Below are 26,199 nucleotides of genomic sequence, written 5' to 3'. Positions count from 1 at the left end.
CCAATGAAACAATTATTAAAAAATAAAAAGATAAATTCTAAATTACTAATAATTATTTTTTTCTGTTTTCAACAAACATATGGACAAAAGACTTGTTTTAAAGAGGAAACAGCTAAATTCCATAATGAGTTAAACAATAAAGACCATAAAAAAACATTTAACTGGCTTAAACAAGCAGCAGAGGCTAATCACGCATACTCTTCACATGACTTAGGTTTGTTGTATGTTCAAGGTAATGGTACCATATCCATTAACTATAAAAAAGCTTATATTTATTTTGAGAGAGCAGCTTATCTTGGTATTCATAATTCTATGCGAAGTTTAGGGATTATGTGGGAACTGGGTGAGGGTAAGAAGATTAATTTAGCTAAAGCTTATGGTTGGTATCGATTAGCTGGCGATTTTGTGCCAACAGATTGGGATGAATGGTATATTCCAAGATCTAAAGTTTTAATGTTTAAAAGGCTGGCGCCTAAACTAGCAAAAAAAATGACTTCTAGCCAGATTAAAGCTGGAGATAAATATTATAAAAAGATAAAATCTAGAGTAAACTGTAATTTTAACTTATGGGTAAAAAAACATTTTTAATATATGCTCTTACTTCTCAAGGTTAAAATAATAAACTACTAAAAAAACTCTTTTTAAGTATGATTACAAAACAAATAATTGCTGACAATTACAATCTTCAAATTATTTAATAATTTAGATGTGTAAAAGAAGAACTGTGTGATGAGAAACTATCATGTACGTTTCTGGGAGAGGGCTGAAGCAAAATCCCTTTTATCTATTCAATTACTAAGTATTACCATACGTTTGATGAAAAAAATCATTTACTTATTAATTTTTGTACTGATTTTATGCTCCTGTGATAGTTATAAAAAAAAGAATATTCAGAATAAAATACTCCCTCCAGACTTTGAAAAATTCAGTGACCCATGGAATCAGATAAACTTGGAGAATAAAAATGTATTGTAGTAGTGTATATAAGATTGGAGTAATTAGATTTTAGAAAAAAAAGAAATAAAATGGTTATTTGCTTATTCCAAAGTTTATTACTTTTAGTTCCCGACTAACATAGTCAAGAAGTTAAAAATAAAGATAGAACATACGAGTGATTATCTGTGGTAATAATTCTAATTTAAATTAGATGAGTGAATTAAAATATGTAAATGCTGGTGATTTGTGTGTAGCATACGAAGAAAGTGGTCATCCTGATGGAGTGCCTGTACTACTGTTACATGGATTTCCTTATGATATAAGAACGTATGACGAGGTAGTTTCTATTTTGGGATCGTCTTGTAGAGTAATCACTCCTTATTTACGAGGGTTTGGATTAACTCGATTTATAGAAACTGATACATTACGTACAGGAGAGCAAGCCGCATTGGCGCATGATCTTTTAGCACTTATAGATGCATTATCAATACCAAAGGCCATTCTTGCAGGATATGACTGGGGAGGACGAGCCGCATGTATAGTAGCAGCTCTTTGGCCTGATCGTGTCATAGGACTCATATCAGGAGGAGGATATAACATACAAAACATTGCAGCAGCAAAACAACCACAAACACCAGAAAAAGAATTGCTGTATTGGTATCAGTTTTATTTTCATACAAAAAGAGGACAAGAAGGATTGGCAAAATACCCAAAAGAATTTTGTAAACTGCTTTGGAAACTATGGTCTCCTACATGGGAATTTGATGATTCAACATACCAAGAAACAGCTGATTCTTTTATGAACCCCGACTTTGTAGCAGTTGTTATTCATTCATATCGACATCGTTTTGGATTGGTTGAAGGAGATTCTAGATTTGAAGAAACAGAAAAAGCTCTGGCAAATCAACCACAAATAAATGTCCCTACCATTGTGCTAGATGGGGATAGTGATGGGGTAATTCCTTTAGAAAGCGATGAATATGATGCACCCTACTTTATAGGAGAGTATCAAAGAAGAATTATAAAAGGAGCAGGGCATAATCTACCACAAGAAAAACCACAAGAATTTGCTTCGGCTATTTTATCATTTATAGAATGAAAACAGAGAATTATTTTTTAAAAGAAATAGAATCATCAGATATTGATAATATCTATAAAGGACTTTCTAATCCAAATATCACAAGATTTTACGACGTGCATTTCCCTACGCTAGAAGCTACAAAAGAGCAAATGGAATGGTATAAAGAGCTAAAGGAAAATGGAACGGGAGTTTGGTGGGGGATTTATAACCAAAAAGATCGTCAGTTTTGCGGAGCAGGAGGGTTTAATAGTTTAGATAAAGAACACAAAAAAGCTGAAATTGGCTTTTGGTTATTGCAAGAGTTCTGGGGCAAAGGAATTATGAAAGAAGTAATGCCTAGACTTTTTGAAGAAGGTTTTACCAAACTTGATTTAAACAGAATAGAAGGCTATGTGGTAAGTGATAATGAAAAATGTAAAAATGGTCTAGAAAAAATAAACTTTACCTATGAAGGAACAATGAGAGAATGTGAAATCAAAAATGGAAAAACAATAAATGTAGACCTCTATTCTATATTAAAAAGTGAATGGAATAATAAAGATAAAACCAGTAACTAGATGATGCCTAAATGATATGTAGATAAATTGATCTAAATCCCTAATACTTTTTTGATTTTACTGCTTAATGATTTTTTAGCCTCTCCAGGTTTTTCATCTTCTTCAAAGAGAATACCTTTTACGTTGAGGTGATGTCCTATTTGTTCTTTTCCAAAGTCTTCTTCAAAACCAACAACTTGTTTTCGATACTTACACAGTTGGCAATTCATATAAGCCATTCCTGTTTTGGCTTCTTCCAGACGCTCATCAAAAGCTTTTAATAATAGCTCATCTGTGCCAAAAGGAGCTGTATAGATATAATCTTGGTCAGAGGCATTATTCATAGCTGTAACATGACCATAAATACGCTCTAATAATACTCCAGTAAAAAAGAAGAAGGGGATAACAAGAGTACGTTTGAATCCTAATTTTTCGATTAACTTGAGAGATTCATCTACTTTGGGATATGCTGTTCCGCTATATGCAGTAGTTGCAAAACCAAATCCCATTCCTTCCCAGAGCATACTGGTTAGCTTACAAACATCACTATTGGCATCGGGATCGGTAGTACCTCTACCAATAACAACCAAACAAGTATCTTTTCTATCCAAAGGCGATAATTGAGATTCAGTTTCTTCAACTCTCTTTACCGCAAGATCTAGTAAAAAAGAGCTAACCCCAATATGTTTTGCCATAGTAATGGTAAGATCAGAATGATAACTCTGTATGGTATTCAACTCATATGGGATATCATTTTTGGCATGAGATCCAGCAAACAAAATTACTGGCAAAGCATATATTTTGCGAATCCCATTCAAATACATGCGTTCTACTGCGGCTTCATACGTAGGGTGATTAAACTCTAGAAAACCGTAATCAACGTCATAATCTTTCTCATAGCGATCTTTGAGGATAGTGACCAATCGCTTAAAAGAAGTAATTGCGGCTTCCCTACGACTACCATGTCCACAAAGTAATATTCCTTCTTTCATCTGTTTATTGTTCTTTTATTTGTCAAAATAACAAAAATCAATATATTATATAGGGTCAGCCCCTATGATTAAAACAACAGGCATCTGTATTGAGCTATTGTTAATTTGTTCTTGTATGTTTCCTAGAGTACCTGTGATAATTTCCTGATTAGATCGAGACACATTGGATGCTGCATTTACAGGAATAGTGTCATCTTTACAAACCTCTAGCAATTTTGGAATAATCCTATGTAGACTTTTGAGTCCCATGTATATAGAAATGGTATTGCCAGCTTTGAGCATATGCGCAATACCAGTAAGCTGCTCAAAAGAATAATCTGCCGTATGGGCAGTGCATATGAGCATAGCGTTAGATTTCTTTCTTTCTGTAATCGGAATATTAAAAATATTGGCTGCTGCTAGTGCTGCAGAAATACCAGGAACCACCTCAAAAGGAACTTCTTTTTGGGTAAGATACCGAGCCTCTTCTGCTGCTCGCCCGTATACATAAGGATCACCAGACTTAAGCCTTACAACCCTTTTGCCCTCAAAATGGTGTATACACAGTAAATCATTGATTTTTTGTTGGCGTTCTGTCTGGTCAGAGGTATCTCCAAATTTACGTCCTACATATATTTTTTCTCCATCTGTATTTATATTCAATATCGTATCAGATACGAGATTATCGTGTAAGATGATATCTGCCTCTTTGATAAGGCGAGATGCTTTTACGGTAAGTAGTTCTGGATCTCCTGGTCCAGCTCCTACAATTGCAACAGGGTACATGATCAAATCAGTTTTAATGGGTCTGGGTGAATATAAGTATAGTCTAACAAAGTTTTACTTTTAGTATTAGATATAATCTTATATGCGATAGTATCTTGCTTGATAAAACTAGGAGGTGTAAGTCCTATTTTGTCGGCAGCAAGAGTATAATATTCTTTGCGTAATGGGTGTTTGTCTGCACAGCCATTTATGATTTCGCCCCAACTGCCTTTTTCTATAATAGCATTAATGAGCCCTATACAATCATCTCTATGAATTACATTTATAGGAGCATCACCGTTGAGTACGTCTTTTTTATTGGCAAGAAAACGCCCTGGTAATCGATCATCTCCTATGAGTCCACTGAGTCGTAAGATGGTTACTTGATTTCCAAATTGTTTTTGGAGCAACTTTTCTACTGCAGCGACCGCTTTTCCAGACTCTTTTTCTGGAACAATGTCTAGTTTTTCAGAAACTTCTCCATTAGTATTTTGATACACAGAAGTAGAGCTTATAAAAAGTATTTTTTGCGTCTCAGAAATAAAAGGAAGTATATCTTGTATCTGCTGCTGATAGAGTTCTATAATATTAGGAACTCTCTTTGGAGGGAAATTAATAATAATAATATCACTTTCTGAGGTAAAATTTTGATATGCCTCTTTATTAGCTTGACCCAATGTGAAAATAGAAGGTATAATTCCTTCTTTCTTTAAGACTTCTATCTTACCCTCTGTAGTGGTAGAACCTTTTATTGTATCTCCTTTTGTGATACGATTTATAGCCAGAGGTAAGCCCAACCACCCACAGCCTAATATACTTATCTTTCTAGGATTCATTATTAATTCTTATTTGATCTGGTGACATTGATAGATAAATTTTGAGGATATGATGCCATGTAGTGGTATCTTCTTCTCGTATCCATATGGTAACCAGATGTTTTCCTTTTCTGTTTTTAAGCCGTATTGCTTTGGTAAAGATAGTTCTTTTTTTTAGCCAAATAACTTCTGCATTACCTACTTTACGATCTGCAATTTCTGTAGAGATATCCTTGGGTATTGCTGCAATAGCTAATTGTAACTGAAGTTCAGATCCTTTGATTTTTATATCATAATCATCGGTATAATCAACTTGATGAGGTGTTGTTATTTCAACCAAAGCATCACCGTAAGTTTGTATAGCGATAGCTCTGGGTTCTTGAAATAGATATTGAAACAAAGGATAAATATGTTGATCTGAGGCAAAAGCTTTGGCAAGTAGCACTTCTCCTAATTCGGGATCTGTTTTATGTCTAAAAGAGGCAGGAGAGATTACTCTTTCGTTATCTGTGATTATCTCTGCCCATTCATCTTTGTATAGTAGATGTTCTTCTATTGGTTGGTTATGCTCAAGATGAGATTTCATAATTGATACGGCCTTGTCAGGAGTAAGGTTTTTATACCAAAAATTACCTGGTTGTACAATCCATGTAGGGGCATCCTCGCATCTACCATTACATCTAGTTTTTATGGTATGGGTTGTATCCCATAAACCATTGTTTCTGATATATGCTCTAGCTTCTCTTATAGCGATTTCACTTTTTGCCTTTCTACATGATCCGCCATCACAAAATTGAAATGTGGTGTGTACTTTGCTTATGTTTTTTCCCATAATAAAAAGAAATATAAAAGCAGGAAAAAGAAGTCAAAATAGAAATAGCTATAGTATAGCAATTTCTTTTATAACCAACCCTTTACCCGAGAGTTACTATTCGTGTTTTTATATGGCAGGTCTCCTGACTTACGTAGTGCTATCGCCTTCCCATATAAAAACATATACAGTGGCATTGGTGATAGTACCTTTTATAAAACGCATTACAGTTGCGGGAACAGTTTTGGATTTTCACCAAATTCCCTTTTCATCTTTTATTTCTAAAAGAACCATAAATTTGGAGGCGAAGATACTTTATTTTGTTTAGGAATCTATTGTAACTTTCTTTATTACAGGTAAATTTTATGTTTTTTGGTGTGAAAACGAAAAGTATAGAGCGATTTTAAATCAAAGATTTTATATAATCTATACGTCTTACTAAAGTAGTTTTAGGGAGTGTTTTGATAGTAAAACCAAGTGTGTGATATACATCCACTAGGTGTTTCTGAATACGAGAAGCCTCTTGATAAGATTGAGGTCGTTGAGGGTCATTTATATAAATTTCTTTCCACAGAGGAAGTAAAAACACAGTAGGGGTATAGTATTTATGATAAGGAAAGTCGTTTAAATACTCTGGAGTAATAAAAGATTTGGATTGCAAGTATGCAATGATATCGGGGAGTCCACGATCTACAAAAGTATTTTTTTTAATAGGTAATTGTAACTCTTCTATAGTTTGTTTATACACCAAATCCGCAAATTCATAGAGATTACCCCAAGGAGTTTTATCACTATTTTGTTCTTGTTGAGAGATTATTAGTTGCCTTGATATCTCAGCAAAACAGGGATATCCTTCTTTTTGCAAGGCATCGATCAAGCTTGTTTTTCCTGTTCCAGGAGCTCCTGTGATAATGTGTCTTTTGTGCATTATAAAAAATAATATACAGAACAGATAAAGGATATAAATGTAAAGGTTACTTTTTGATTGATCCAGGCTACTTTTTTTATTTCATCATGAGTCAGAATCCTATCATTGTTACCTATGTAGGGTTTGTCTACTAATTTACCATGATAATAATTAGGGCCGCCAAACCTGCAATCTAGAATTGCAGCTAAAGCCGCCTCGGGATATCCAGCATTTGGACTAGAATGTTGTTTACCATATTGCAGTACAAAAGAAATTTTGTGTAGTTTGAAGGTGACCAATAACATAAGAAAAGCAGTGATTCTTGCAGGGATATAATTTGCAACATCATCTAGCTTTGCCGCAAATCTCCCAAAGTGTAAGTAACGTTTATTTTTATAACCTATCATAGAATCTAAAGTATTGATCATTTTATACATCATGGCTCCTGTTACCCCAAACAAGGCATAATAAAAAAGAGGAGCAATAACACCATCACTCAGGTTTTCTGATAAGGTTTCAAAAACGGCAGTTTTTACCTGTTGTGAATTCAGTTGGTCTGTTTCTCGCCCTACAATCCAAGACAATCGTTTTCTGCCAGATTCAATCCCTTCTTGTAGGGCCTTAAAAACGGCTTTTCCTTCATCTATCAAACTTTTATTTGCTAATGAATAGAACACAAATATAGAGGCGCAGGTATAATATGCTATTGGATAAGGGGTAGTAATTATATGTAGGATGTAAAAAAATAATAAGGTGCTTATTAATAAGATAATCGTGAGGAGCCTGCCTTTTTGATATGTAAAGGGAGAAGTGTTTAATTGTTCTTCTCCATACGCTATTGCATTGCCAAATAATCGAATAGGATGGGGGAGCCATCGGGGATCTCCTAAGATCAAATCAAGAAAATACCCAATGAGTAAGGGTAAGATTACTGTACTGTATTCCATTGTTGTAATGCATTAACTAGTAATTGATTTTTCTCTGGGCATTGACTGGCAATACGAATATAATGATTGTCTAATCCTCTAAAATTGGATGCATCTCTAATCAGTAATTGATGTGTATATGCTAAATAATCTTTGAGAGCAGTGGCATTGGGGGTATCTAATTTTATTAAAAAATAATTGGTTTCTGATGGTATCACTGTAAAACCATCGATAGTATTAATTTGATGTTGCAATTGTATACTATAGGTAAGTAGTGTTGCCATATCAGGAGATAATTCTGTATAGTTTTTGAATATATATTTTCCAGCTTCAATAGCCAAGGTGTTTACGCTCCAAGGCATTTTTGTTTGCTGTATTTTTTTTCCTATTTCTGGACTGCATAATATATACCCCAATCGTAACCCTGGTATGGCAAATAGTTTGGTTAATGATTTTACAATAATGAGATTCGTATGTTTTGTAAGGAGCTGAACACAAGATGTAATTTTATGTGTGAAATCTATATATGCTTCATCAACAACAAATGTTGTTTGAGGAAAAGAAGTGATCAGCTTTTGTATTTCAGATACCGTATTACAATACCCAGTTGGATTATTAGGATTACAAAGAAATACAAGGTCTTCATCAAAAATAGTGGTGGTTAATGTAGCACGATCATAATATTGAACCTTCATGTTACTTTGTAAACAGGCGTCTTCATACTCAGAAAATGTAGGGATACCTATCGCTACTTTCTTATCCCCAAAAAGAGGTGTGATATTATAAAAAGCTTCTGTTGCACCATTGGTCATAATGACTTGTGATATGTTTAGCTGATGGTGATTGGCTACTTCTTTTGTAAGTTGATCTGCATTTGGAGTTGGATAATTTGTAATAAGATGTAGTTTCTCTTTGAGATGAGATACTAGTTGCTCTGAAACTCCCTGATACCAAATATTAGAACTAAAATTTGCTTTGAAATCTATAGGATATCGATACCCATCGTCGCCATGACCATACATCATAATTAAGAGTGCATTTTAGAAATTATACTATTGACATCTATATTTTCTTCTAATAAGGTAGCTAATTTATCATAATTATCCTCTTTATATGCTTTATAATCAAAGGATGTTTTTGTAGTAGAAAAATTCTTTAAAAGATCTTCGATTACTATTGAATGATCTAGGATGCCGTGAATATAGGTTCCCCAGCAGTTTCCTTGTAGATACCCTTCTGGTTGATCTTTTATATAGGTAAGAGGACTTTTCTTTTCTAGAGTTGTCTGCCCCATATGTATTTCATATCCTGTAATAATTTCAGAAGAGTTTTTGAATGTAAAGTTACACTGTGTGGTTGTCTTTTCTTTTGCCAGTGTAGTAGTCATTGGGAAAATGCCTAAACCTGGGATGGCTTTGATATCACTTTCTACTCCCAAGGGATCTTCTATGGTTTTGCCTAACATTTGGTACCCACCACAAATACCGATGACTGTTTTTTGTGCTTCATACGCTTTGAGTATAACTTTGGCGATTCCTTTTTCTCTAAGAAAGATAAGATCTTGTATTGTGTTTTTACTTCCAGGTAGGATAATAATGTCTGCCTCAGCAATATCTTCTGGGTCATTTGAGTAAAATACGTGAGTTCTAGCATCTTTTTCTAATACATTAAAATCGGTATAATTAGAAATATAGGGTAATAGAACAACAGCTATATTTATTTGTTTACTGGTTATAGTTTTATTCTTTTTGTGTAGACCTACAGAATCTTCCTCTTCGATATAGATATCCTTATCATATGGAACGATCCCCACGATTGGAATTTGAGTAAGTTCTTCTAACATTTTTTTACCTTCTTCAAATAGGGAAACATCTCCTCTAAATTTATTGATGATAACTCCCTTTATCATTTTTTTCTCCCAAGGCTCTAGTAATGCAATAGAGCCGTATACACTTGCAAAAACCCCTCCTTTGTCTATATCTGCAATAAGATATACATCTGCATTGGCAGCTTCTGCCATTCTCATGTTTACAATATCTCGATGTTTTAGGTTCAGTTCACTTATACTTCCTGCTCCTTCTAGTACAATAGGGTTGTGTTTTTTCTGAAGCCTATAAAAAGCGGTTTTGGCCTCTGCGAAAAGTTGTTTCTTGTTATCACCCAAGAAATACTCTTTGATTGTTTGATCACCAATAGGTTTGCCATGTAAGACTACTTGTGATTTGTTTGCACCAGAGGGTTTTAATAAGATAGGGTTCATATCGGTGGTGCAATCGATTTTGCAAGCTTCGGCTTGTACAGCTTGTGCTCTTCCTATTTCTAATCCATCGGGGGTAACAAAACTATTAAGTGACATGTTTTGTGCTTTGAAGGGGGCAGGAGAATATCCTTTTTGTTGCAGTAGTCTACAGATGCCTGTAACAAGAATACTTTTGCCAACATCAGAACCTGTACCCACAAACATAATAGGGTGTAATTTTTCCATTCTTATCTACTCAATGAATTGGCCTCCAAAATTAATTAATTATTCTGGTTTTATTCTCAAAAAGAGCAGTGTTTACTTTTTTAGAATTCATATGTTTTTTGGACATGTTTATATTGAATAATCTTGATGCTCTTTCTTTTTTTAAGTTCTCATTATTTGTCAAAGTTATTTTAAAAAAACACAATGTAAAATGCTTATATGACGTTATCCAGTCATGTTTTGCAATCAAAATATCCTTTAAAAAAATAAAAAGATGAATATTACACTTACACAGGCTGAGCAAATTATTGCGGTAGCAAAAGAAAAATCCACTGATTTAAATACAAAAATGAATATTGCGATAGTAGATGCTGGAGCAAACTTGGTGGCGTTTGCACGTATGGATGGTGCATGGTTGGGTTCTTTGGATATCTCTATTAAGAAAGCTAAAACGGCTCGTTACTTTGATATGAATACGGGAATGATTGGTGGATTATCACAACCAGGAGGACCATTATATAATATAGAACATTCTAATGGGGGCTTGATTACTTTTCCTGGAGGAGTACCGATAAAAAATGAAGATGGAGAAATCATTGGAGCTATTGGGGTAAGTGGTAGTACTGTAGAAAATGATCATGCAGTTGCCGAGACAGGTGCTACAGCTCTATAGGATAGTGACACGCAAACTACAATAGCTATAGAATAGGGGTGGTACTTTTGGATACTCTAGTTAGGTATTTGATAACAGCATGATCAGAATTTTCAGAAATCAACTGGTTTGCTTTTTTTTTGAGAATAGGATGTGCATTTTTTACAGCGATGCTTACATCTGCAATATCAAACATTTTGAGATCATTCAACCCATCCCCAAAAACCATAAGAGCTTTATCAGATAAATTATAGTTTCTCTTTATATATGAAATAGCGTTTGATTTGGTTGCCATATGACTATGAATTGTAAGCCATGCCCACTCAGGACTATACTGATTCTCGAATAAATGTATTTCTGTGGTAGCGTAAAATTTTTCTTCTATTATTTTTTTTAAATCTTCTAGTATTGCTATTTTATTGATGATCGTAAAACAGGTAATTTGCCTTTTTAAAACATCTGTTATGTTGTTTACAGGAGTTATAATTTGATTTTTACTACATTCCCGATCTCTTAGGTACCAGAATTCACCTTCGTTTTTTAGCCCTATATAGTCTATACTATCTATTGTATTATAGTGATTAGAAATAAAAACCCCGAGATTCATTTTATGTAATAATTCTAATATCTCATGTTTGGATGTAGTATCAATGTCATTAATCTGAAGATGTTTCATGGTAGCTAGATCAGAAATATAGGCACCATTTAAACAAATTACAGGCAAGCTAAGTTGTATGCCTTTAAATATTTCTGAAATAGTTATTAAATTTCTAGCACTTGCTACACCAAATAACATTCCTTGTTGGATCAGGTGTTTTAAACCTGTATACGTTTCTGTGGATAATAATGCATTATTATCCAATAATGTGCCGTCTAAATCTGAATAAAAATAGGAATTCGAGAAATTGTACATTTCATATTTATTATATACGATCAGAGGTTTTTACAAAAAATAAAAACTAGCTTATAATGATCGTGTTTAGCTAAAGATTTGATTTTCTTGTTCTGTTACTCTGATAAATGTAGTTCTTTTGGTAAGTTCTTTTAGTCTTTTTGCTCCTACATAAGAACAGGTACTTCGTAGCCCTCCTAAAATATCTTTTACCGTTTCAAAAACTTGACCTTTAAATGGTATTTTTATTGTTTTACCTTCACTAGCACGATAGTTGGCAACAGCTCCTTCATATTTGTTCATTGCTGTAGAAGAACTCATACCATAAAATAACTTATAGGTTTCACCTTGTTCTTCAACCATTTCGCCACCACTTTCTGTATGCCCAGCGAGCATTCCTCCCAGCATTACAAAATCAGCACCACCTCCAAAGGCTTTGGCAACATCTCCAGGAGTGGTACAGCCCCCATCGCTAATTATTTGTCCTCCTAATCCGTGAGCAGCATCTGCACATTCTATGACGGCTGATAATTGTGGATATCCAATACCAGTTTTTACTCTGGTGGTACATACTGAGCCTGGACCAATACCTACTTTTACAATATCTGCTCCAGATAATAATAATTCTTCTACCATTTCACCAGTAACAACATTTCCTGCTACAATGATTTTGTCTATATAGGTACGTCTTAATTTTTTTACAAAATCAACAAATGTTTCTGAATAGCCATTGGCTACATCTACACAGATCATTTCTATACGACTATCTAGGTTTATAATCTCATCTAGTTTCTTGAAATCATCATCTTTGATTCCTGTACTGACAGCTATGTGAGGCAGTGATTCACTCGAATTGAGTGCAAGAAATGTTTTCCAGTTTTGTATAGAATAGTGTTTATGAATGACCGTTATAATATTGAATTTTGATAAAGCACTGGCCATCTCAAAGGTTCCTACTGTATCCATATTTGAAGCTATGATAGGAACTCCTTTCCATATTTTTTGACAGTGTAAAAATTTGAAAGTTCTGTTTAGATCCACTTCAGATCGACTTTTTATGATGGATCTTTTTGGTCTGATCATTACATCTCTAAAGCTTAGTTTTATATCGTTTTCTATTCTCATGACAAAATTTGTAAATTAGTTTTATAAGTATATTTTTTATCTGCTAGGTTCTAAAGAAAGTTTAGCATTGGTTGCATAAATCAATCTATATATTAGTACAATGGCAGAGATGGTAAGCCCTGTTAATAAGCCTATCCATACTCCCTGAGCTCCCATGTTTTTATGAAATGCCAGAATGTATGATACTGGCATGGCAATCACCCAATAGGATACCAAAGTGATCATTGTTGGTATTTTGACATCTTCTATACCTCTTAATAGCCCTAGGGTGTTGACTTGCAATCCGTCTGATATTTGGAATATTGCTGCAATGAGTAGTAGAGAAGAGGTGAGTTCAATGACTTCTATATCTTTTATATATAATTTGGGGAGCACATCTCTGAAAACTATAAATATGAATGCAAATAATGACATTATAGCAATGTTGATCACAAATGAGGAAACTCCTACTTTTTTCATCTCTAGACGATTTCTAAGAGAATACTGCTTGCCATATTTTACGGTTACTGCCGCTGCAAGACCTATTGCAACTGTATAGGTTATACCCGATAGGTTAATAGCTATTTGAAAAGATGATAGTGCAACAGAGCTAATCCACCCCGTCATAAGCCATGCAAAACTAAAAGCTCCATACTCTAATGCAAAGTGAGTACCTATAGGAAGTCCCATATTTAATAATTCTTTGATTTTTTTTGAACTGAAATGCTTTTTAAAACTTAGGTCAAAAAATGAGACAGGTACTATTTTTACAAAATAAAATGTGATCAGTATGGCTAGGACACATCTTGCTATAAGGGTGGCAGTGGCTGCTCCTTCTAATCCATATTGTGGGAATCCAAATTTTCCGTAGATAAGAATGTAATTCAATAGTACATTGATAAGATTAGAGATAATGCCATAGTATAATGCTACTTTGGTATATTCGAGAGCTTCTAGATGCTGTCTGGCAGTTTGAAAAAATAAAAGCGGTACCAACGATAAGCCCGCTATCTGAAGATAATTTTCTGTAAGATCGAGAATTTCTTCTGGCTGATTAAATAGATAGCTAAATTTACCAAAGATTACTAGTACTATAAATAGTACGATTCCTGTAAGTATATTGATGAATAAACTATTAAAATAGTAACTCTCTTGATCTTCTTTTTTCATCTCATTTTTATCGGTACTATATTTAATAATCAAAGGGGTCAGCCCCATAGAGACTCCAACTCCAAGAATAGTGGCTAAATGAAAAACTGCATTGGCAAGAGATATTGCCGCGAGTTCATTTACTCCTAAGTCCCCAACCATAATAGTGTCTACTACACCTACCAGCATATTTCCTACATGACTTAACATAATAGGAAATGCTAAAACCAGAATGTTATATGTATGTTTTGGTGAAAAAAAGTTTTTAAACATGTGCAGTTATAGTGTTTTTTAAAATTACTTGAGATATCATTCTTTAATTGGTTATAGGCTCACTACCTATTATTTAATTGTTTCAGTATTTGAGTGTTTATAAAATGACTTACCCCACTTTCATTATTGGACTTGGTAACAAAATCAGCTTTACTAGTAATGTTATGATGTGCATTTGCCATTGCAACTCCTATTCCTGTTGCTTGTAAAATTTCAAAATCGTTTAAATCATCTCCAAATGATAGCACACTTTCTAGATCGATTTGTAAGTGATGGCATAATTTTTCTACAGCAAAAAGTTTTGAAACTTCTTTGGGCATTATTTGTATGTATTTACCATTTTCTGTAATCAATTTTTTTAAGTCACTACTTATAAAGGTATCGATATGTTTGTGTGGAAAATCACAGCCCTCAGATATTATCAATAATTTGTTTATATGGTAATCAGAGACTTCTTTTATACTGATAACCTCTGAGATATATTGATCTGGCAGTTTTGAGAAAGAGAATATATTTCCTTTTGATTCAAAAGAGAAATAATCTTTATTTAACTCATTCAACCAATGAATCAAAGAGGTGATCTCTGATATTTTATAGGTAATATCAAATACTATTTGAGTGTCTTTGATCATGGTTGTTCCATTAGATAATATCCAGTATTCATCAGAAAAGATGTTTAGTAAATCAGTGGGAATCATTCTTAATGGTCGTGCGGTATTAAAAACCAATTGATACCCTTCTTTTTTACAGGTGAGCAAGGTTTGTATATCTGTTCTAGAAACACTCTTAGCATCATTTAATAAAGTTCCATCAAGGTCTATTGATATCAGTTTAATACGATGGCTTGTATTTATCAAGGTCATTTATTTTTCAATGATTATTAATAATGGTTATTATCTTATCAAGTTGATCAGTATTGTATTGTAAGTGTAAAGGAATAGTAGTCATGGTACTTAAAATACGTTCTGTATTTGGGCATTTTGTTTTATACTTTGCTAGAATAGGGTAGTCATATAAAGGTTTGATATTATATGAAACAACATCAGATTGAATATGATTTTTATGGGTTAGGTCGTTTATTAGCTCAGTATTTCCAGTTTGACAAAGAAGCACCATTCTTTGATAGCTTGGTTCTCCTGAGTTTAGGATTTTTATTTCTGAGATAGTATTACTTTTTATTCTACTCCTTATATAATTAGCATTGTACTTTCGTAGCTCAATGGTTTCATGTAATTTACTGAGCTGTTTGGTTCCTTCTTTTGCTTGTAAGTCACTGATTTTGAAATTTACTCCAAAATTCACTCCGTCAAGATTTCCCATTCTAGAAAAGCTAAATGCTTTTTCATATAGCTCTTCATTATTAGTAATAATATATCCACCTTCTCCTCCTGTAGAAAAAAGTTTACTTTGTTGTGTGCTATAACATGCTATATCTGCATAATTGAATAAGTATTTTGAATGGATTTTGGTAACGGGGCTTAATGCTAAATCTGCAATGAGAGCAATGTTATTGTTTTTTGCAAAATCTCTAAGTTTTATCATATCTGTGGGATATCCCCACATAGGGACTTCTACAATTGCTTTAATATTTTTTAAATCAAGATTTTTGAGTTTGTCTATATCAAGTCCAAAATTATCATTGCAGATATCACTAAAAAGGACTGTTTTTGTAGCATACATTATAGGGAAAGCAGTACACATAGGAGCAGCAGGAGATGTAATTACTTGATCACCATAATCAATTCCTAAAGCATGTAATGCAACTATAATAGATGCTGTTCCAGATGTCAATGCTAATGCATATTTAGAACCATAATATTCTTTTAAGTTATTTTCATAAAGAATAACATCATCTGCAGTGTCGGGTAGGGTAGGTGTACTTTGGTTTTTGACTTTGTCAAAAATTGAAGTATTATACGAAGATACCATTCTAGACATCATACCAATGCTGCTTTTGATTGTAAATTAATTGCTCTATTAGTGATTTGTTGTGATATGGTGTCCATAGTGGTATATACTGGTAGCATATCATTGAATGAATGCGAGAATTTTTCGTTAAACAAAATGTGTTTGAAAAATAAATCTAGTTCGTTCTGATATCCAGAGTCATTGAAGCCTGATTTAAGAGGGCTTTTGTATAGATTTAAGGAGCATTTTTTTGTGTTTATATCAAAAGGAGAGGAGATTTCTGGGCTAGAAATTTCTACTTTGTTTAGATCGGTTATCTTGATAGAGTTCCCTTTATTGCTTATGATTTCTATTTTATGTTGAAATCTTTGTGCATATGTACCACTCAGGAGACTGCCAATAACTCCTTTGTGAGAAGTAAACATTAATTGAATAAAAAATGGTTTGGTAGATGAAGAACAGAACACTTCTAGTTTACTATATTTCTTATTGAAAAAACGTAATAGATAATCTAAGGGGTGTATTAATTGTGCTAGTAAAAAAGACTCTATAACACAGTCATAGTTCCAGAAAGGTTCTCTGGGTTTACTACTTATATGTTCTATGTTTATATAGGATAATTCACCAAAATTTTCTTCTTGCATTATTTTATGACTAACCTCATTAGAATAGGTGTAACTAAAATTCATACCTACTCCAGTTTTAATCTCCATTTTTTCAGCGAGATAGATTAACTCTTTTAGTTGTTTTGTAGTTCTAGTAGGGGGTTTTTCTACAAAAACCGCAATATTCTTTAGAATAGCATAGCGAGCAACTTCAAAATGAACATCTGGATATGAACATATAATTATTACATCAAGGTCTATATTGTCTATCATCTGTTTATAAGAGCGATAGGTATAGCGTATTGAATATTTTTCTTGAAAAGATTTTAATCTATCAGTATCAATATCACAAATAGCAGTGATTCGAGCATAGGATGATAATAATACAGAGGGAAGTATATTGTCCCCCATTTGCTCCCCAAGTCCAACAATGCCTACTTTTAGCTTTTTCATAATGAATGTGGTTTTAAAAGTTGTTATAAATTGTTTTTTTGTGTGTTAAGTTGGTGTATGCTTTTTTGATTAGTTTATAAGTTCCGTCAAATAAATTCAGAGACTCTATTTTTTCTAGGGTAACCCATTTTGCTTCTTTGGCCTCTGATGTATTCACTTTAAGTTCTCCGCCTTCTTTTAAACCCAAATAAAGAGAGTCCATATGTATGTGTGTGGGTTGAAATTTTCTCTGAGGTATTATTTGTTCATGTAGGTATTCTGGTGGAATTACACATTTGGCATCTTCTGCTTCAAGAGGTTCATGTATAAAGGAGAATAAAGATATTTCTATTCCTGTTTCTTCTAGCACCTCTCGTATCCCTGCTTCGCTAGGTGATTCAAAAGGTTGTTCTACATGCCCCCCTGGGATCATCCATTTATTGAATTTGTTGTGGTGTATCAAAAGGACCTTAGGATCGTGTTCTAGGTTATCAAATACAATAACACTAGATGTAAACTGTTTAACCATCAAAGTAAGTTCTTATCGTTTTAATTATATATTCTATGTCGTAATCAGAAAGTCCCTCATGAGTAGGAAGTGTCAAGACAGACTTGATTAAAAATTCTGAGTTATGGCAATTTCCTTTTTTATATTTTTTAAAAATATTCATATCATAAAGTGGGGCATACCCATATCTAAAAGGGTCTGATATGATATTTTTTTTAAATAAAAATTGCTCTAAATTGTCTTTGAGCTTAGAATCTGCTAATAGTACCATAGCATAGTAGTTGCTTCTAGAGGATTTTGCTTTTACTAGTTCTTTTAGCTCAGGAGTTATCAAAGATAATTCTTGTACTATGGTTTGAGCAATAGTGTGTCTTTGCTGTATTTTATTTTCAATTTTGGCTAATTGGCTTATTCCTAAAGCAGCATTGATTCCGCTAATTCTAAAATTAAGCCCAAAAGAATTTCCATAAGGAGTGTTGTCATTAGGGATAGCACTTTCTCCAAACGATCGTAGCTCGTGTAATTTTTGGTAGTCATTACTGTTTTTGACTAATAAAAATCCTCCTTCTGCGGTGGTGATCATTTTTCTTTCATGGGTACTAAAAACAGCATAATCACCAAAGACACCTAAGTATTTTTTGTTGAGTTGAGTGGCATGGCAGTGAGAGTTGTCTTCTACTACTTTTATATTTTTGCTATGACAACAGGCTACAATTTCTTCAATATTATTTGCATATCCCCACATAGGAACATTCATTACAATTTTAGTTTTTGAAGATATTTTCTTTTTTAAATCTTCGATATCAAGATTAAAATTTGTTGTATGTGTATCAACAAAAATAGGGATGGCTCCCAGGCTCATTATCGGAAACACACACATTACAGGAGCAGTTGAAGGTAGAATTACTTCATCACCACTCGCTACATTATTAGCCATTAATACCATTTGTATTCCTAATGTTCCGTTGCTACATGCCAGTGCAAAAGGAGAATCAAAGAAATTTGCTAATGATGCTTCATATTGTTTAACAACTTCTGATTTTCCTGATATACGATCTTTTTGAAGTGCTTTTTTTATATGATCAAAATCAGAATCATCGATATTAATAAAACAATTATCATATACCTTATCAGACTTTTGATCTGTTGTTTTTAATAACATATTATTTTTATTAATTATTTATAATAAAATTTTTACGATAAGAATAGGGGGCTTGGGTATTCACCAATTTTTATTTCTTGATATTGAAAACTGAATAAATTGGCCAAAAAAATATAAGAACACAGTCTTTTTTAAACGATAGTTGTTATATCATAAAGTGAAATATTAAATCTTTGATAGCAAAAAAATAAGATTCTAGGGGTAAACTGATTTTGGTGTAAATTTCTCAGATTAAAAAGGGGGAAATTACATCTATCTCAAAATTAAATAATTAGATCTGATCGCTATCATGGAATTACCTCAAAATTTTGAGGTTAAAACCATATTTATATATGTTTTGTTAAAATAAAAACTTTGTAAAAGCTTAATATACATTGCCTTAAAAGTGATTTTTAACAAATTGATTTGTAGGTGTTTAAAATGGTTTAAAAGTAAAATTTAACGATTCTTAAACAAAGAACTGTGAATTTATATTAAAACGTGTAGATTTTTTAAAATAAAATTAACAAAAAAATACACTTTTTTTACAACGCAATTGTTTGTTTATTAATATGTAGTGTTTTTTCTTTTTATCGACGATAAGGGGAAATAATATAAAGGTTGATTGAGATGATTATTGGTTAATAAGGGATTATGTCTTTGTTTTTTTAGAATGTATGGGTGTCTTTTGTTTTGTGATTTTGATTGTATTTGGTAGATACGTCCTCAATTACAAAATCTATGTTTGCATAGTTATTAGATAATCGTATTTTTGAATTCCTTTTTATGGGCTTTAGAAAGAAATTGACATTAACATTATAAGAATTGCAATTGATTCTATCTGTTTTTGTTTTACTAAAATTTAAAATATATTACCAATGAGATATTTTTCACTAATCATCTTTTTATTTTTCACCTTACAATCAGGCTTTGCGCAAATAAGAAATAAGTATTCAATTTCGTTTGACAATGCAGAGCACCATGAGGCAAATGTAACAGCAACTTTTACAAACCTTCAATCAGGTACTGTTTCTCTAAGAATGAGTAGAACATCACCTGGGCGATATGCATTGCATGAATTTGCAAAGAATATCTATAATGTGAAAATCACAGATAGTAGAGGGAAAAAAGTAACCGTTACTAGACCAAACTTACACCAGTGGGATGTTACAGGGCATGATGGTACAATTCATGTGTATTATACATTATTTGGAGATAGAGGAGATGGTACCTACTCTCAAATAGATGAGACACATGCAATAATAAATAATCCTGCTACATTTATGTACGTTCCAAAACTTAAGGATCGTCCTGTAGAGATATTATATGTAACTCGTAATGATCTTGGATGGAAGATAGCTACTCAAATGGAACGCTTGCAAGGAAATAGTTTTAGAGCTCCAAACCTTCAGTATTTTATGGATAGCCCAGCGTTGTTGAGTAATCATGTTGTAAAAGAACATAAAGTTGGAGAAGGAAATACAGCACATACTATTAAGATGGCATTGCATCATAATGGGACAGATCAAGAAGCAAATGAGTTTTTTGAATCTATAAAAAAGATAGCTGAAGAAGAGAAACAAGTTTTTGGCGATTATCCAAGTTTTGAGAATAATGAATATATATTTTTAGCCTCTTTTATGCCTCAGGTATCTAGAGATGGAATGGAGCATCGTAACTCTACGGTTATTACAAACCCAAAAAGCCTTTCAGATGGAGGGATGAAAGACAATATAGGAACTTTTGCCCATGAGTTTTTTCATGCATGGAATGTAGAAAGGATTCGCCCCCTGTCTTTGGAACCTTTTGATTTTGATAAGGCCAATATTTCTGAAGAATTATGGTTTGCAGAAGGAATAACTAGTTATTATACGAATTTGATCTTATGTAGAACAGGTATTATCAGTCAAGAGGAATATCTTGCTAAATTGGCAACAACTTATAATAAGGTGTGGAATTCTCCTGCTTTACAATTTTTTACACCAAGAGAAATGAGTCGTAAAGCTCCTTTTATGGATGCTGCGGTTTCTATAGACCCAATTAATACAGAAAATACATACGTTTCTTATTATTCGTATGGTAATATGCTCGGACTAGCACTTGACTTATCACTTAGAGATGCAAAAGATGATCTTAGCTTAGACGATTTTATGAAATTATTCTGGACAAAATATGGTAAGACCGAAATCGCATATACTTTGGATAACCTATATATTACTTTGAGAGAATATGCTGGTTCCTCATTTGCAGATAGCTTTTTCTCTAAGTATATAAACAGTAGTGAAGTACCTGATTTTAAAAAGCTATTTGGAGCGGTTGCTATTTCTCTTAAAACAGAAGAAGATCCTTATATAGGAGCCGAAATAGAATTCACAAAGAATGGTTTGGCAAGAATATCAAAGTATACGAGATTAGGAACTCCTGCGTATGAAGCTGGTCTTGAAAAAGAAGATGTTATTATATCTATTGGTAATAAATCGTTTTCTGATATCGATCAGTATCATGAAGTAGTGAATAAGAATAAGATTGGAAAAAAAGTAGTATTACAATACAAAAGAAACGGGACTGATAGAACGACTTATGTGAAAATTGAAGAAAACCCAAAAATAACTCTTACCGAGCATACGAAGCCTAACGAAAAAGCATTACAACGACGTAAAAAATGGCTGAAACAAGAATAAATAAACAAAGAGATTTATAATTTTTAATAAAAATATAGTACAAAAAAAGAGGCTTTAAAAAAGCCTCTTTTTTTGTACTATATGTGGGTGGGTTAGAGTATTAACGTCTTAAAGCATCAACATAACGCTTCGCTTTTTCTAGCTCTAGATTTACTCTTTCTAGTTCTATCTCGTATTCTTCTAATTTTGTATCAACATCTTCAAATTCTTTTAATTTGTTTTTAAACCCTTGTAAGTCTACAAAAGATTTTACGATACTATTGTACATATCATATCTATATGTAGAATCTTCTTCTGGAATAGATTTTTGTAGATCTACAATTTTAGAATTTAAAAGAGCATTGATATATTGCGTATTTTGACCAGGAGTATCTAAAGAGTCTAATAGCGATCTTATTTTTACCATTTCTCCAGAAAATTTCTCTTGAAATTGAACTTCTGTTTCTATCGCTTTAGATCTTTCTCTTAGTACAGAGTTTTCTTTTAATGGAACCCTGTCAAAATCAAAAAAGAAAGTAATTACAATTAAGGTTGCTGTAAAAAGAAATAACAATGCAAATTTTAATATACTATTTCTTCTTTCTTTACTATTCTTTGGTTTCATTTTATATTTTTATTTGGGTTGATATTTTTAATCTAGGAGAAAGCTTCTTCTGTTTTTAACATCTTGTTTAGCGATCACTTCTTCTTTAACAAAGATATTAGAATCTGTTTTCTTACCTATATAATCTAATTCGTTTAATTTTTTGAATAAGGATAACATAAGTTTGGTAAAGTTAGAAACATAATTCAAAGCAGAATTAATATCTGTGTGAATATATTGTAATTCTATCATTTCTACCAATGTGTTTTCAAAAGCACCTTGATTCAAATCACACCAATCAGAAAGATAGTTTAGTAATTCTTCTTTACCAGTACCAGCATAGATATCCATATTAGTTTTTATAACTCTGGCAAGAGACATTAATTTGCAGATCATAAAAATAGGAGGGGCCTGCTTATCATTCATACGATATTCGGGTACCATTCCTCCTAGGTACTGCAAGGTGTTTTGACATATTGTCAATACCATTTTTGCAAGATCATTGGATTGTTTTTTCTGATATATCTTTTGCACGATATTCATAGAATACTTTTCTAGTGCATTAAAAAAAGTACCAATTTCAGAATATGTGTATAAAAGATCTTGATGGCTTAGGATAGATGTACAAGGAGGTATGAAATCTTCTGCGAGATATGGTGCAGAACCTTCCTCAAAAATAATTTTTCCTATGGTAATATGATACTTTCCAAATTCTTCTGCATTGACCTCATTTTTACCAACGATATTAAGTTTGTATTCTGGTAGCACAAAAGGATGGCGAGGTGGTTCTTCTTCAGGGTCAGCATCTCCTATAGGAATCCTTACATAAGGATTGATACTTAAAACGATATAACATTCTTCTTCAGTACCATTGATTGCGTAGTTGGTAGTGATAAGATTACCTTCGCTTTCAAGAAAAGAGGTTATTTCTGAGGTAATATGTATCAAATGCCCTCCAGCTGTAATTGCTCGACATCTGTTTAGTTGTACTTTGATCGTTTCTTGACCATCTACTGAGAAAGTCATTTTTACGGCCTCATCAGATCCAAAACCAGGTAATAAGCCATAGTTATTACTGTTTAATCCTCTAGAGCTAACGAGTTGAGAGAATTGAGCCAATGCATTCTCCATATCAATAAAGCGATTTTTATTGATTTTCATTCCGTCAATCCAGTTAACGTGATAATATTTTTTATCTTCTAATTTCATTTTTTCTTAAAATAAACCAGTTCTAGAATATTGTATTGTAATATATTCAATACAATTATTGTTTTTATTTCTAAATATTTCCAGTTCTTTGATTTTTATGCTTTTACCTTTTATTTTGTTGCAAAAATCTATAAACGTAGTTCGTTTCCCTCTAGCATTTATGGGTAATTGCAGATTATTACATAAGTAAGGGCCAAAATCCTTAGCACTTGCTTTTTTATCTGCTACAGCCATTATTTTTATAGCAAAATCACTGTCTTTGATATTTGGTGCTCTAAATTCTTTTGGATCTTCTTCATCTGGAGCAACCTTAATTGTAGGGCGAGTTGTTATTGTTGGTCTTGGTATACGCCTTCTTCTTATAGGACTAGTAGTCTTTTTCTTATTGGGCAGTACATTAATTTTTTTTCTAGTTGCATACCTAGTGTCATCATTTACTACCAAAGTAATAGTCTTCAATCCTGGTGATTCATAGGTGTATCTAGGATTTTTCTTGGTAGAGTTTACTTCAGCAGTTTCTCCAAACCTCCATTCCCATCTGTACGCATCTTTGGTTTGATCTTTAATTCTTAAAGGTTCACCTACTTTTATAGAAGAAGGGATTTTGAATTTTGCTAGTTTGGTGGAGTCCAGAATAAAAACCTTTTCTTTGATGACAATAGTCTTTATTCTTTCGCAATTACCATTTACTTTTAAAGCAATATCATATTTCCCTGCTTTTTCATAAGTATGAAATGGGGACAACCCAGAACGTACTTTGGAGCTGTCTCCAAAATTCCATTCACGTTTAAAAGCTCCGTCAGTATTATCTTTGAATCGTATAATTTCTCCAACCCTATAGTTTTTTGCATTTATATCAAAATCTATGATCTCACAAGGAGTATAGTTTGCGTACTTAAAAGCAAAAACGGTAGCAGTAATAAAAATTGTTACGATAAAAAACATAATGATACTTTTATCTATAAAAGTATTTTGTGATGTATCTGATGTTTTCATTAGTGTGAAATTTTAATTAATTCAATACAGTGATATAGTAAGGAAAAAGATTTAATGATTGTTTCTCTAATATAGACAAAATATTAATTTTTATAGAATCCCATTCTAAATCAGATGTTTTTACAGAAGAATTGGGATGTAATGTTATCTCTATTGATGGAACCAACCCTTTGTTTAACCCTGTATTTGTTTTGAATCCTTTTTTTATAGTTACTTCTTTAATCTTGTTACTACATATCTCATAGCATAGTGCTTTTACATCTTCTTTAGTGATAATTCTATTTCTTGAAAGTAGGGCTCTACGGTATGCGAATAGACGCTCCTCCATCGTTAGATTATCTTTTCCTTGAAAAGTAGGCGTTAGAAACACTCCACTTTTTTGTTTTAGTTCACTTCCTTTATATATGTTCAGTGTTTTTCCTGATTTTATTTGATTGGCTTCTTGTCCATTTGTTGTCCAATATTCTATAAGAAGAGTATCTTTCTTTCTATATGGTTTTACAGAAACATAATTTGTTTCTGCAATTGTTTTGGTCATATCCAATACCTTTTTTTCTAAGGTAGCAATATTTTGATTTAATTTATTGACATTGGATTGTAAAAAATCGTTTCCATAAACAGAAAAAGCAGCACTCTCGTCTTTTAATAACTCTATAAGATGTAATAAATACTCTTTAGCTTTTCTAGAATCTAGTTTGCCTACATTGTCTCTTCGTATTACAAAGGTTCCTTTTTGATCTTTTTCTGCATCATCAGCTCTAAGGCTATACGTTTCTCCAGAGGTGTTGCTTACTGATTTGATATCCAGAAATAAATCCATAGTACTTAAAGGTGCTATGTTGATATAATCTTTTAATTGGAAAGAAACACTTTCTAACTTTCTGTTTAATACAGGAAAGGCATTAAAAGAACAAAATAAGCTTTGTAAAATAGTATTACTGATAACTTTAGGAAAAACTATTTTAATCCAATTTATATCCTGAAAATCCTCGGTATCTTCATAATCTATAAATTTAATAATTTCCTTAGGAATTTTACCATCTCTTTGTAATGAAATGTTCGATTTTAAAGTTATATAATGCTTTTCGTATATTTTTTTTACATCATTTTCAATGTTTCTAGTCTTATTTGGGGTGTGTGCAAATATAGATTCTAAATCTAAACGCTTAGAGTTATCACTATTCATATACCCTGTAGAAACATTGATAGGGGAATCGTTATAGTAAAATTTTGCTTGTCGTAAATGATGGTAAAATAATTCTCTATCCTGAATATCTAATATTTCAAAAAATAAAGAAACATCTTTTAGGTTGATGGTATCATTTTCGGATTTGATACCTAAATATACGGTAGAAGACGGCAGAGCTCCTTTGTCTTTTTTAGAAAGCGTTATGTTGGTTCGTAGTTTTCCTTCAACTTCATACCCTTCATCACCACATAGCATATGAGTAATTTGGGCATCTATTAGTTTGCTTTCTTGAGCTGGAGAGAAAAATATATTTTTTGTTTTTTGTTCTGCCTTTGAGCTTTTTATTTTTTTGTTGAAGTAAAATAAGTTTTCAGGAGAAATTGTACTTTCTGGAGAAATAGGTTCTACATAAGCAATTGCATGAGCGGGTCGGGCACCATATAATGTTTCTGGTGTCATAAGCTGTATGAGTTGCTCTGTCACTCTTGATTGAGAATTATTGATCTCTCCAGAGATTTTTGCAATTTCAGAAGCGCATGCACTAATAAGAAGGGTAATTACGGGATCAAAAGAGGTTTCTATCTCATTGGGCTGTACCCCCCAAAGAGAAGCAGCCTTTTTGATCATTCTGTTTTTTATTTGAGTTTTGTTTTCTTGACTCATAA

General features: G+C 32.6%; 26 protein-coding genes and 1 riboswitch. Of the genes, 6 read left to right on the top strand and 20 right to left on the bottom strand.

The annotated features are described in order from the left end of the window. Positions 1–3: 3 nt before the first annotated feature. From DG508_RS15345 to DG508_RS15335, 4 genes are all read left to right on the top strand, one after another. Positions 4–588: a tetratricopeptide repeat protein gene (locus tag DG508_RS15345; RefSeq protein WP_108868997.1), complete on the top strand. Its 585-nt coding sequence runs from the start codon at positions 4–6 to the stop codon at positions 586–588. A gap of 141 nt (positions 589–729) precedes the next feature. Beyond that, the gene (locus DG508_RS21050; RefSeq protein WP_159090857.1) at positions 730–975 is read left to right on the top strand and encodes a hypothetical protein; all 246 of its coding nucleotides are present in this window, start codon (positions 730–732) and stop codon (positions 973–975) included. Positions 976–1,147: 172 nt separating this feature from the next. Next, a complete protein-coding gene (locus DG508_RS15340) occupies positions 1,148–2,035 on the top strand; it encodes an alpha/beta fold hydrolase (protein WP_108868996.1) in 888 nt (295 codons plus the stop codon). Beyond that, on the top strand, positions 2,032–2,574 hold the full coding sequence (locus DG508_RS15335; protein ID WP_108868995.1) for a GNAT family N-acetyltransferase: 543 nt from the start codon (positions 2,032–2,034) through the stop codon (positions 2,572–2,574). Before DG508_RS15340 ends, DG508_RS15335 begins: the two co-directional genes overlap by 4 nt. A 32-nt stretch (positions 2,575–2,606) precedes the next feature. Here DG508_RS15335 and DG508_RS15330 read toward each other — a convergent pair whose 3' ends face one another. The 8 genes from DG508_RS15330 to DG508_RS15295 form a co-directional block, all read right to left on the bottom strand. Then, positions 2,607–3,545 carry a sirohydrochlorin chelatase gene (locus DG508_RS15330; RefSeq protein WP_103865899.1) on the bottom strand — a complete coding sequence of 313 codons (939 nt, stop codon included), beginning with the start codon at positions 3,543–3,545 and terminating at the stop codon, positions 2,607–2,609. 45 nt (positions 3,546–3,590) lie between these two features. Continuing rightward, positions 3,591–4,310, bottom strand: coding sequence for a uroporphyrinogen-III C-methyltransferase (gene cobA / locus DG508_RS15325; protein WP_103865898.1), 720 nt, complete (start codon positions 4,308–4,310; stop codon positions 3,591–3,593). 2 nt (positions 4,311–4,312) lie between these two features. After that, on the bottom strand, positions 4,313–5,125 hold the full coding sequence (locus DG508_RS15320) for a Rossmann-fold NAD(P)-binding domain-containing protein (RefSeq protein WP_108868994.1): 813 nt from the start codon (positions 5,123–5,125) through the stop codon (positions 4,313–4,315). Further along, on the bottom strand, positions 5,115–5,936 hold the full coding sequence (locus DG508_RS15315) for a (2Fe-2S) ferredoxin domain-containing protein (protein WP_108868993.1): 822 nt from the start codon (positions 5,934–5,936) through the stop codon (positions 5,115–5,117). Before DG508_RS15315 ends, DG508_RS15320 begins: the two co-directional genes overlap by 11 nt. A gap of 97 nt (positions 5,937–6,033) precedes the next feature. After that, positions 6,034–6,225, bottom strand: a riboswitch (cobalamin riboswitch). Positions 6,226–6,318: 93 nt separating this feature from the next. After that, positions 6,319–6,843 (bottom strand): AAA family ATPase, encoded by a 525-nt coding sequence (locus DG508_RS15310; RefSeq protein ID WP_108868992.1) that lies wholly within the window; start codon positions 6,841–6,843, stop codon positions 6,319–6,321. Next, entirely contained in the window at positions 6,843–7,769 is a 927-nt protein-coding gene (cbiB, locus tag DG508_RS15305) for an adenosylcobinamide-phosphate synthase CbiB (protein ID WP_108868991.1), read from the bottom strand. The genes DG508_RS15310 and cbiB overlap by 1 nt, the downstream gene beginning before the upstream one ends. Then, complete coding sequence (locus DG508_RS15300; RefSeq protein ID WP_108868990.1) at positions 7,751–8,773, bottom strand: pyridoxal phosphate-dependent aminotransferase; 1,023 nt, start codon at positions 8,771–8,773, stop codon at positions 7,751–7,753. Before DG508_RS15300 ends, cbiB begins: the two co-directional genes overlap by 19 nt. Before the next feature lie 2 nt (positions 8,774–8,775). After that, the gene (locus DG508_RS15295) at positions 8,776–10,233 is read right to left on the bottom strand and encodes a cobyric acid synthase (protein WP_108868989.1); all 1,458 of its coding nucleotides are present in this window, start codon (positions 10,231–10,233) and stop codon (positions 8,776–8,778) included. 253 nt (positions 10,234–10,486) lie between these two features. Between DG508_RS15295 and DG508_RS15290 the strand changes: the two genes are divergently transcribed. Then, positions 10,487–10,885 (top strand): GlcG/HbpS family heme-binding protein, encoded by a 399-nt coding sequence (locus DG508_RS15290; protein WP_108868988.1) that lies wholly within the window; start codon positions 10,487–10,489, stop codon positions 10,883–10,885. Between the two features lie 25 nt (positions 10,886–10,910). Here DG508_RS15290 and DG508_RS15285 read toward each other — a convergent pair whose 3' ends face one another. From DG508_RS15285 to DG508_RS15250, 8 genes are all read right to left on the bottom strand, one after another. Further along, positions 10,911–11,777 (bottom strand): HAD-IIB family hydrolase, encoded by an 867-nt coding sequence (locus DG508_RS15285; protein WP_108868987.1) that lies wholly within the window; start codon positions 11,775–11,777, stop codon positions 10,911–10,913. 66 nt (positions 11,778–11,843) lie between these two features. Further along, positions 11,844–12,881 (bottom strand): GMP reductase, encoded by a 1,038-nt coding sequence (locus DG508_RS15280; RefSeq protein ID WP_108868986.1) that lies wholly within the window; start codon positions 12,879–12,881, stop codon positions 11,844–11,846. A 36-nt stretch (positions 12,882–12,917) separates the two neighbouring features. After that, positions 12,918–14,282 carry an MATE family efflux transporter gene (locus DG508_RS15275; protein WP_108868985.1) on the bottom strand — a complete coding sequence of 455 codons (1,365 nt, stop codon included), beginning with the start codon at positions 14,280–14,282 and terminating at the stop codon, positions 12,918–12,920. 62 nt (positions 14,283–14,344) lie between these two features. Beyond that, positions 14,345–15,145, bottom strand: coding sequence for a Cof-type HAD-IIB family hydrolase (locus DG508_RS15270; RefSeq protein WP_108868984.1), 801 nt, complete (start codon positions 15,143–15,145; stop codon positions 14,345–14,347). 7 nt (positions 15,146–15,152) lie between these two features. Beyond that, positions 15,153–16,223, bottom strand: coding sequence for a DegT/DnrJ/EryC1/StrS family aminotransferase (locus DG508_RS15265; protein WP_108868983.1), 1,071 nt, complete (start codon positions 16,221–16,223; stop codon positions 15,153–15,155). Next, positions 16,220–17,248, bottom strand: a complete 1,029-nt coding sequence (locus DG508_RS15260) for a Gfo/Idh/MocA family protein (protein WP_108868982.1) — start codon at positions 17,246–17,248, stop codon at positions 16,220–16,222. The genes DG508_RS15265 and DG508_RS15260 overlap by 4 nt, the downstream gene beginning before the upstream one ends. 13 nt (positions 17,249–17,261) lie before the next feature. Beyond that, positions 17,262–17,756: an NUDIX hydrolase gene (locus tag DG508_RS15255; RefSeq protein WP_108868981.1), complete on the bottom strand. Its 495-nt coding sequence runs from the start codon at positions 17,754–17,756 to the stop codon at positions 17,262–17,264. Beyond that, complete coding sequence (locus DG508_RS15250) at positions 17,749–18,897, bottom strand: DegT/DnrJ/EryC1/StrS family aminotransferase (protein WP_108868980.1); 1,149 nt, start codon at positions 18,895–18,897, stop codon at positions 17,749–17,751. Before DG508_RS15250 ends, DG508_RS15255 begins: the two co-directional genes overlap by 8 nt. Positions 18,898–19,754: 857 nt before the next feature. Between DG508_RS15250 and DG508_RS15245 the strand changes: the two genes are divergently transcribed. Next, positions 19,755–21,557: a M61 family metallopeptidase gene (locus DG508_RS15245; protein ID WP_108868979.1), complete on the top strand. Its 1,803-nt coding sequence runs from the start codon at positions 19,755–19,757 to the stop codon at positions 21,555–21,557. 100 nt (positions 21,558–21,657) lie between these two features. On the opposite strand, the gene tssO is transcribed toward DG508_RS15245, so the two are convergent. Genes tssO through DG508_RS15225 form a run of 4 tightly spaced genes read right to left on the bottom strand, consistent with a single transcriptional unit; the run spans position 21,658 to position 26,197 of the window. Further along, positions 21,658–22,161, bottom strand: coding sequence for a type VI secretion system TssO (gene tssO / locus DG508_RS15240; protein WP_108868978.1), 504 nt, complete (start codon positions 22,159–22,161; stop codon positions 21,658–21,660). Between the two features lie 27 nt (positions 22,162–22,188). Beyond that, the gene (locus DG508_RS15235; protein ID WP_108868977.1) at positions 22,189–23,349 is read right to left on the bottom strand and encodes a hypothetical protein; all 1,161 of its coding nucleotides are present in this window, start codon (positions 23,347–23,349) and stop codon (positions 22,189–22,191) included. Between the two features lie 6 nt (positions 23,350–23,355). Then, positions 23,356–24,345, bottom strand: a complete 990-nt coding sequence (locus DG508_RS15230; protein ID WP_108868976.1) for a PKD domain-containing protein — start codon at positions 24,343–24,345, stop codon at positions 23,356–23,358. 16 nt (positions 24,346–24,361) lie between these two features. Beyond that, complete coding sequence (locus tag DG508_RS15225; protein ID WP_108868975.1) at positions 24,362–26,197, bottom strand: type VI secretion system baseplate subunit TssF; 1,836 nt, start codon at positions 26,195–26,197, stop codon at positions 24,362–24,364. Between the last annotated feature and the right edge of the window lie 2 nt (positions 26,198–26,199).

Origin of the sequence: Aquimarina aquimarini (genome assembly GCF_900299535.1) — a bacterium.
Lineage (GTDB): Bacteria > Bacteroidota > Bacteroidia > Flavobacteriales > Flavobacteriaceae > Aquimarina > Aquimarina aquimarini.
This window is presented reverse-complemented; position numbering and strand designations above follow the sequence as displayed.

Coding starts and splice junctions, on each gene's coding strand:
- DG508_RS15330 (WP_103865899.1), bottom strand. CDS start 3,545: ATGAAAGAAGGAATATTACTTTGTGGACATGGTAGTCGTAGGGAAGCC.
- tssO (WP_108868978.1), bottom strand. CDS start 22,161: ATGAAACCAAAGAATAGTAAAGAAAGAAGAAATAGTATATTAAAATTT.
- DG508_RS15250 (WP_108868980.1), bottom strand. CDS start 18,897: ATGTTATTAAAAACAACAGATCAAAAGTCTGATAAGGTATATGATAAT.
- cbiB (WP_108868991.1), bottom strand. CDS start 7,769: ATGGAATACAGTACAGTAATCTTACCCTTACTCATTGGGTATTTTCTT.
- DG508_RS15245 (WP_108868979.1), top strand. CDS start 19,755: ATGAGATATTTTTCACTAATCATCTTTTTATTTTTCACCTTACAATCA.
- DG508_RS15270 (WP_108868984.1), bottom strand. CDS start 15,145: ATGACCTTGATAAATACAAGCCATCGTATTAAACTGATATCAATAGAC.
- DG508_RS15265 (WP_108868983.1), bottom strand. CDS start 16,223: ATGATGTCTAGAATGGTATCTTCGTATAATACTTCAATTTTTGACAAA.
- DG508_RS15290 (WP_108868988.1), top strand. CDS start 10,487: ATGAATATTACACTTACACAGGCTGAGCAAATTATTGCGGTAGCAAAA.
- DG508_RS15300 (WP_108868990.1), bottom strand. CDS start 8,773: ATGATGTATGGTCATGGCGACGATGGGTATCGATATCCTATAGATTTC.
- cobA (WP_103865898.1), bottom strand. CDS start 4,310: ATGTACCCTGTTGCAATTGTAGGAGCTGGACCAGGAGATCCAGAACTA.
- DG508_RS15340 (WP_108868996.1), top strand. CDS start 1,148: ATGAGTGAATTAAAATATGTAAATGCTGGTGATTTGTGTGTAGCATAC.
- DG508_RS15315 (WP_108868993.1), bottom strand. CDS start 5,936: ATGGGAAAAAACATAAGCAAAGTACACACCACATTTCAATTTTGTGAT.
- DG508_RS15230 (WP_108868976.1), bottom strand. CDS start 24,345: ATGAAAACATCAGATACATCACAAAATACTTTTATAGATAAAAGTATC.
- DG508_RS15285 (WP_108868987.1), bottom strand. CDS start 11,777: ATGTACAATTTCTCGAATTCCTATTTTTATTCAGATTTAGACGGCACA.
- DG508_RS15335 (WP_108868995.1), top strand. CDS start 2,032: ATGAAAACAGAGAATTATTTTTTAAAAGAAATAGAATCATCAGATATT.
- DG508_RS15310 (WP_108868992.1), bottom strand. CDS start 6,843: ATGCACAAAAGACACATTATCACAGGAGCTCCTGGAACAGGAAAAACA.
- DG508_RS15225 (WP_108868975.1), bottom strand. CDS start 26,197: ATGAGTCAAGAAAACAAAACTCAAATAAAAAACAGAATGATCAAAAAG.
- DG508_RS15295 (WP_108868989.1), bottom strand. CDS start 10,233: ATGGAAAAATTACACCCTATTATGTTTGTGGGTACAGGTTCTGATGTT.
- DG508_RS15260 (WP_108868982.1), bottom strand. CDS start 17,248: ATGAAAAAGCTAAAAGTAGGCATTGTTGGACTTGGGGAGCAAATGGGG.
- DG508_RS21050 (WP_159090857.1), top strand. CDS start 730: ATGAGAAACTATCATGTACGTTTCTGGGAGAGGGCTGAAGCAAAATCC.
- DG508_RS15280 (WP_108868986.1), bottom strand. CDS start 12,881: ATGAGAATAGAAAACGATATAAAACTAAGCTTTAGAGATGTAATGATC.
- DG508_RS15275 (WP_108868985.1), bottom strand. CDS start 14,282: ATGTTTAAAAACTTTTTTTCACCAAAACATACATATAACATTCTGGTT.
- DG508_RS15255 (WP_108868981.1), bottom strand. CDS start 17,756: ATGGTTAAACAGTTTACATCTAGTGTTATTGTATTTGATAACCTAGAA.
- DG508_RS15320 (WP_108868994.1), bottom strand. CDS start 5,125: ATGAATCCTAGAAAGATAAGTATATTAGGCTGTGGGTGGTTGGGCTTA.
- DG508_RS15345 (WP_108868997.1), top strand. CDS start 4: ATGAAACAATTATTAAAAAATAAAAAGATAAATTCTAAATTACTAATA.
- DG508_RS15235 (WP_108868977.1), bottom strand. CDS start 23,349: ATGAAATTAGAAGATAAAAAATATTATCACGTTAACTGGATTGACGGA.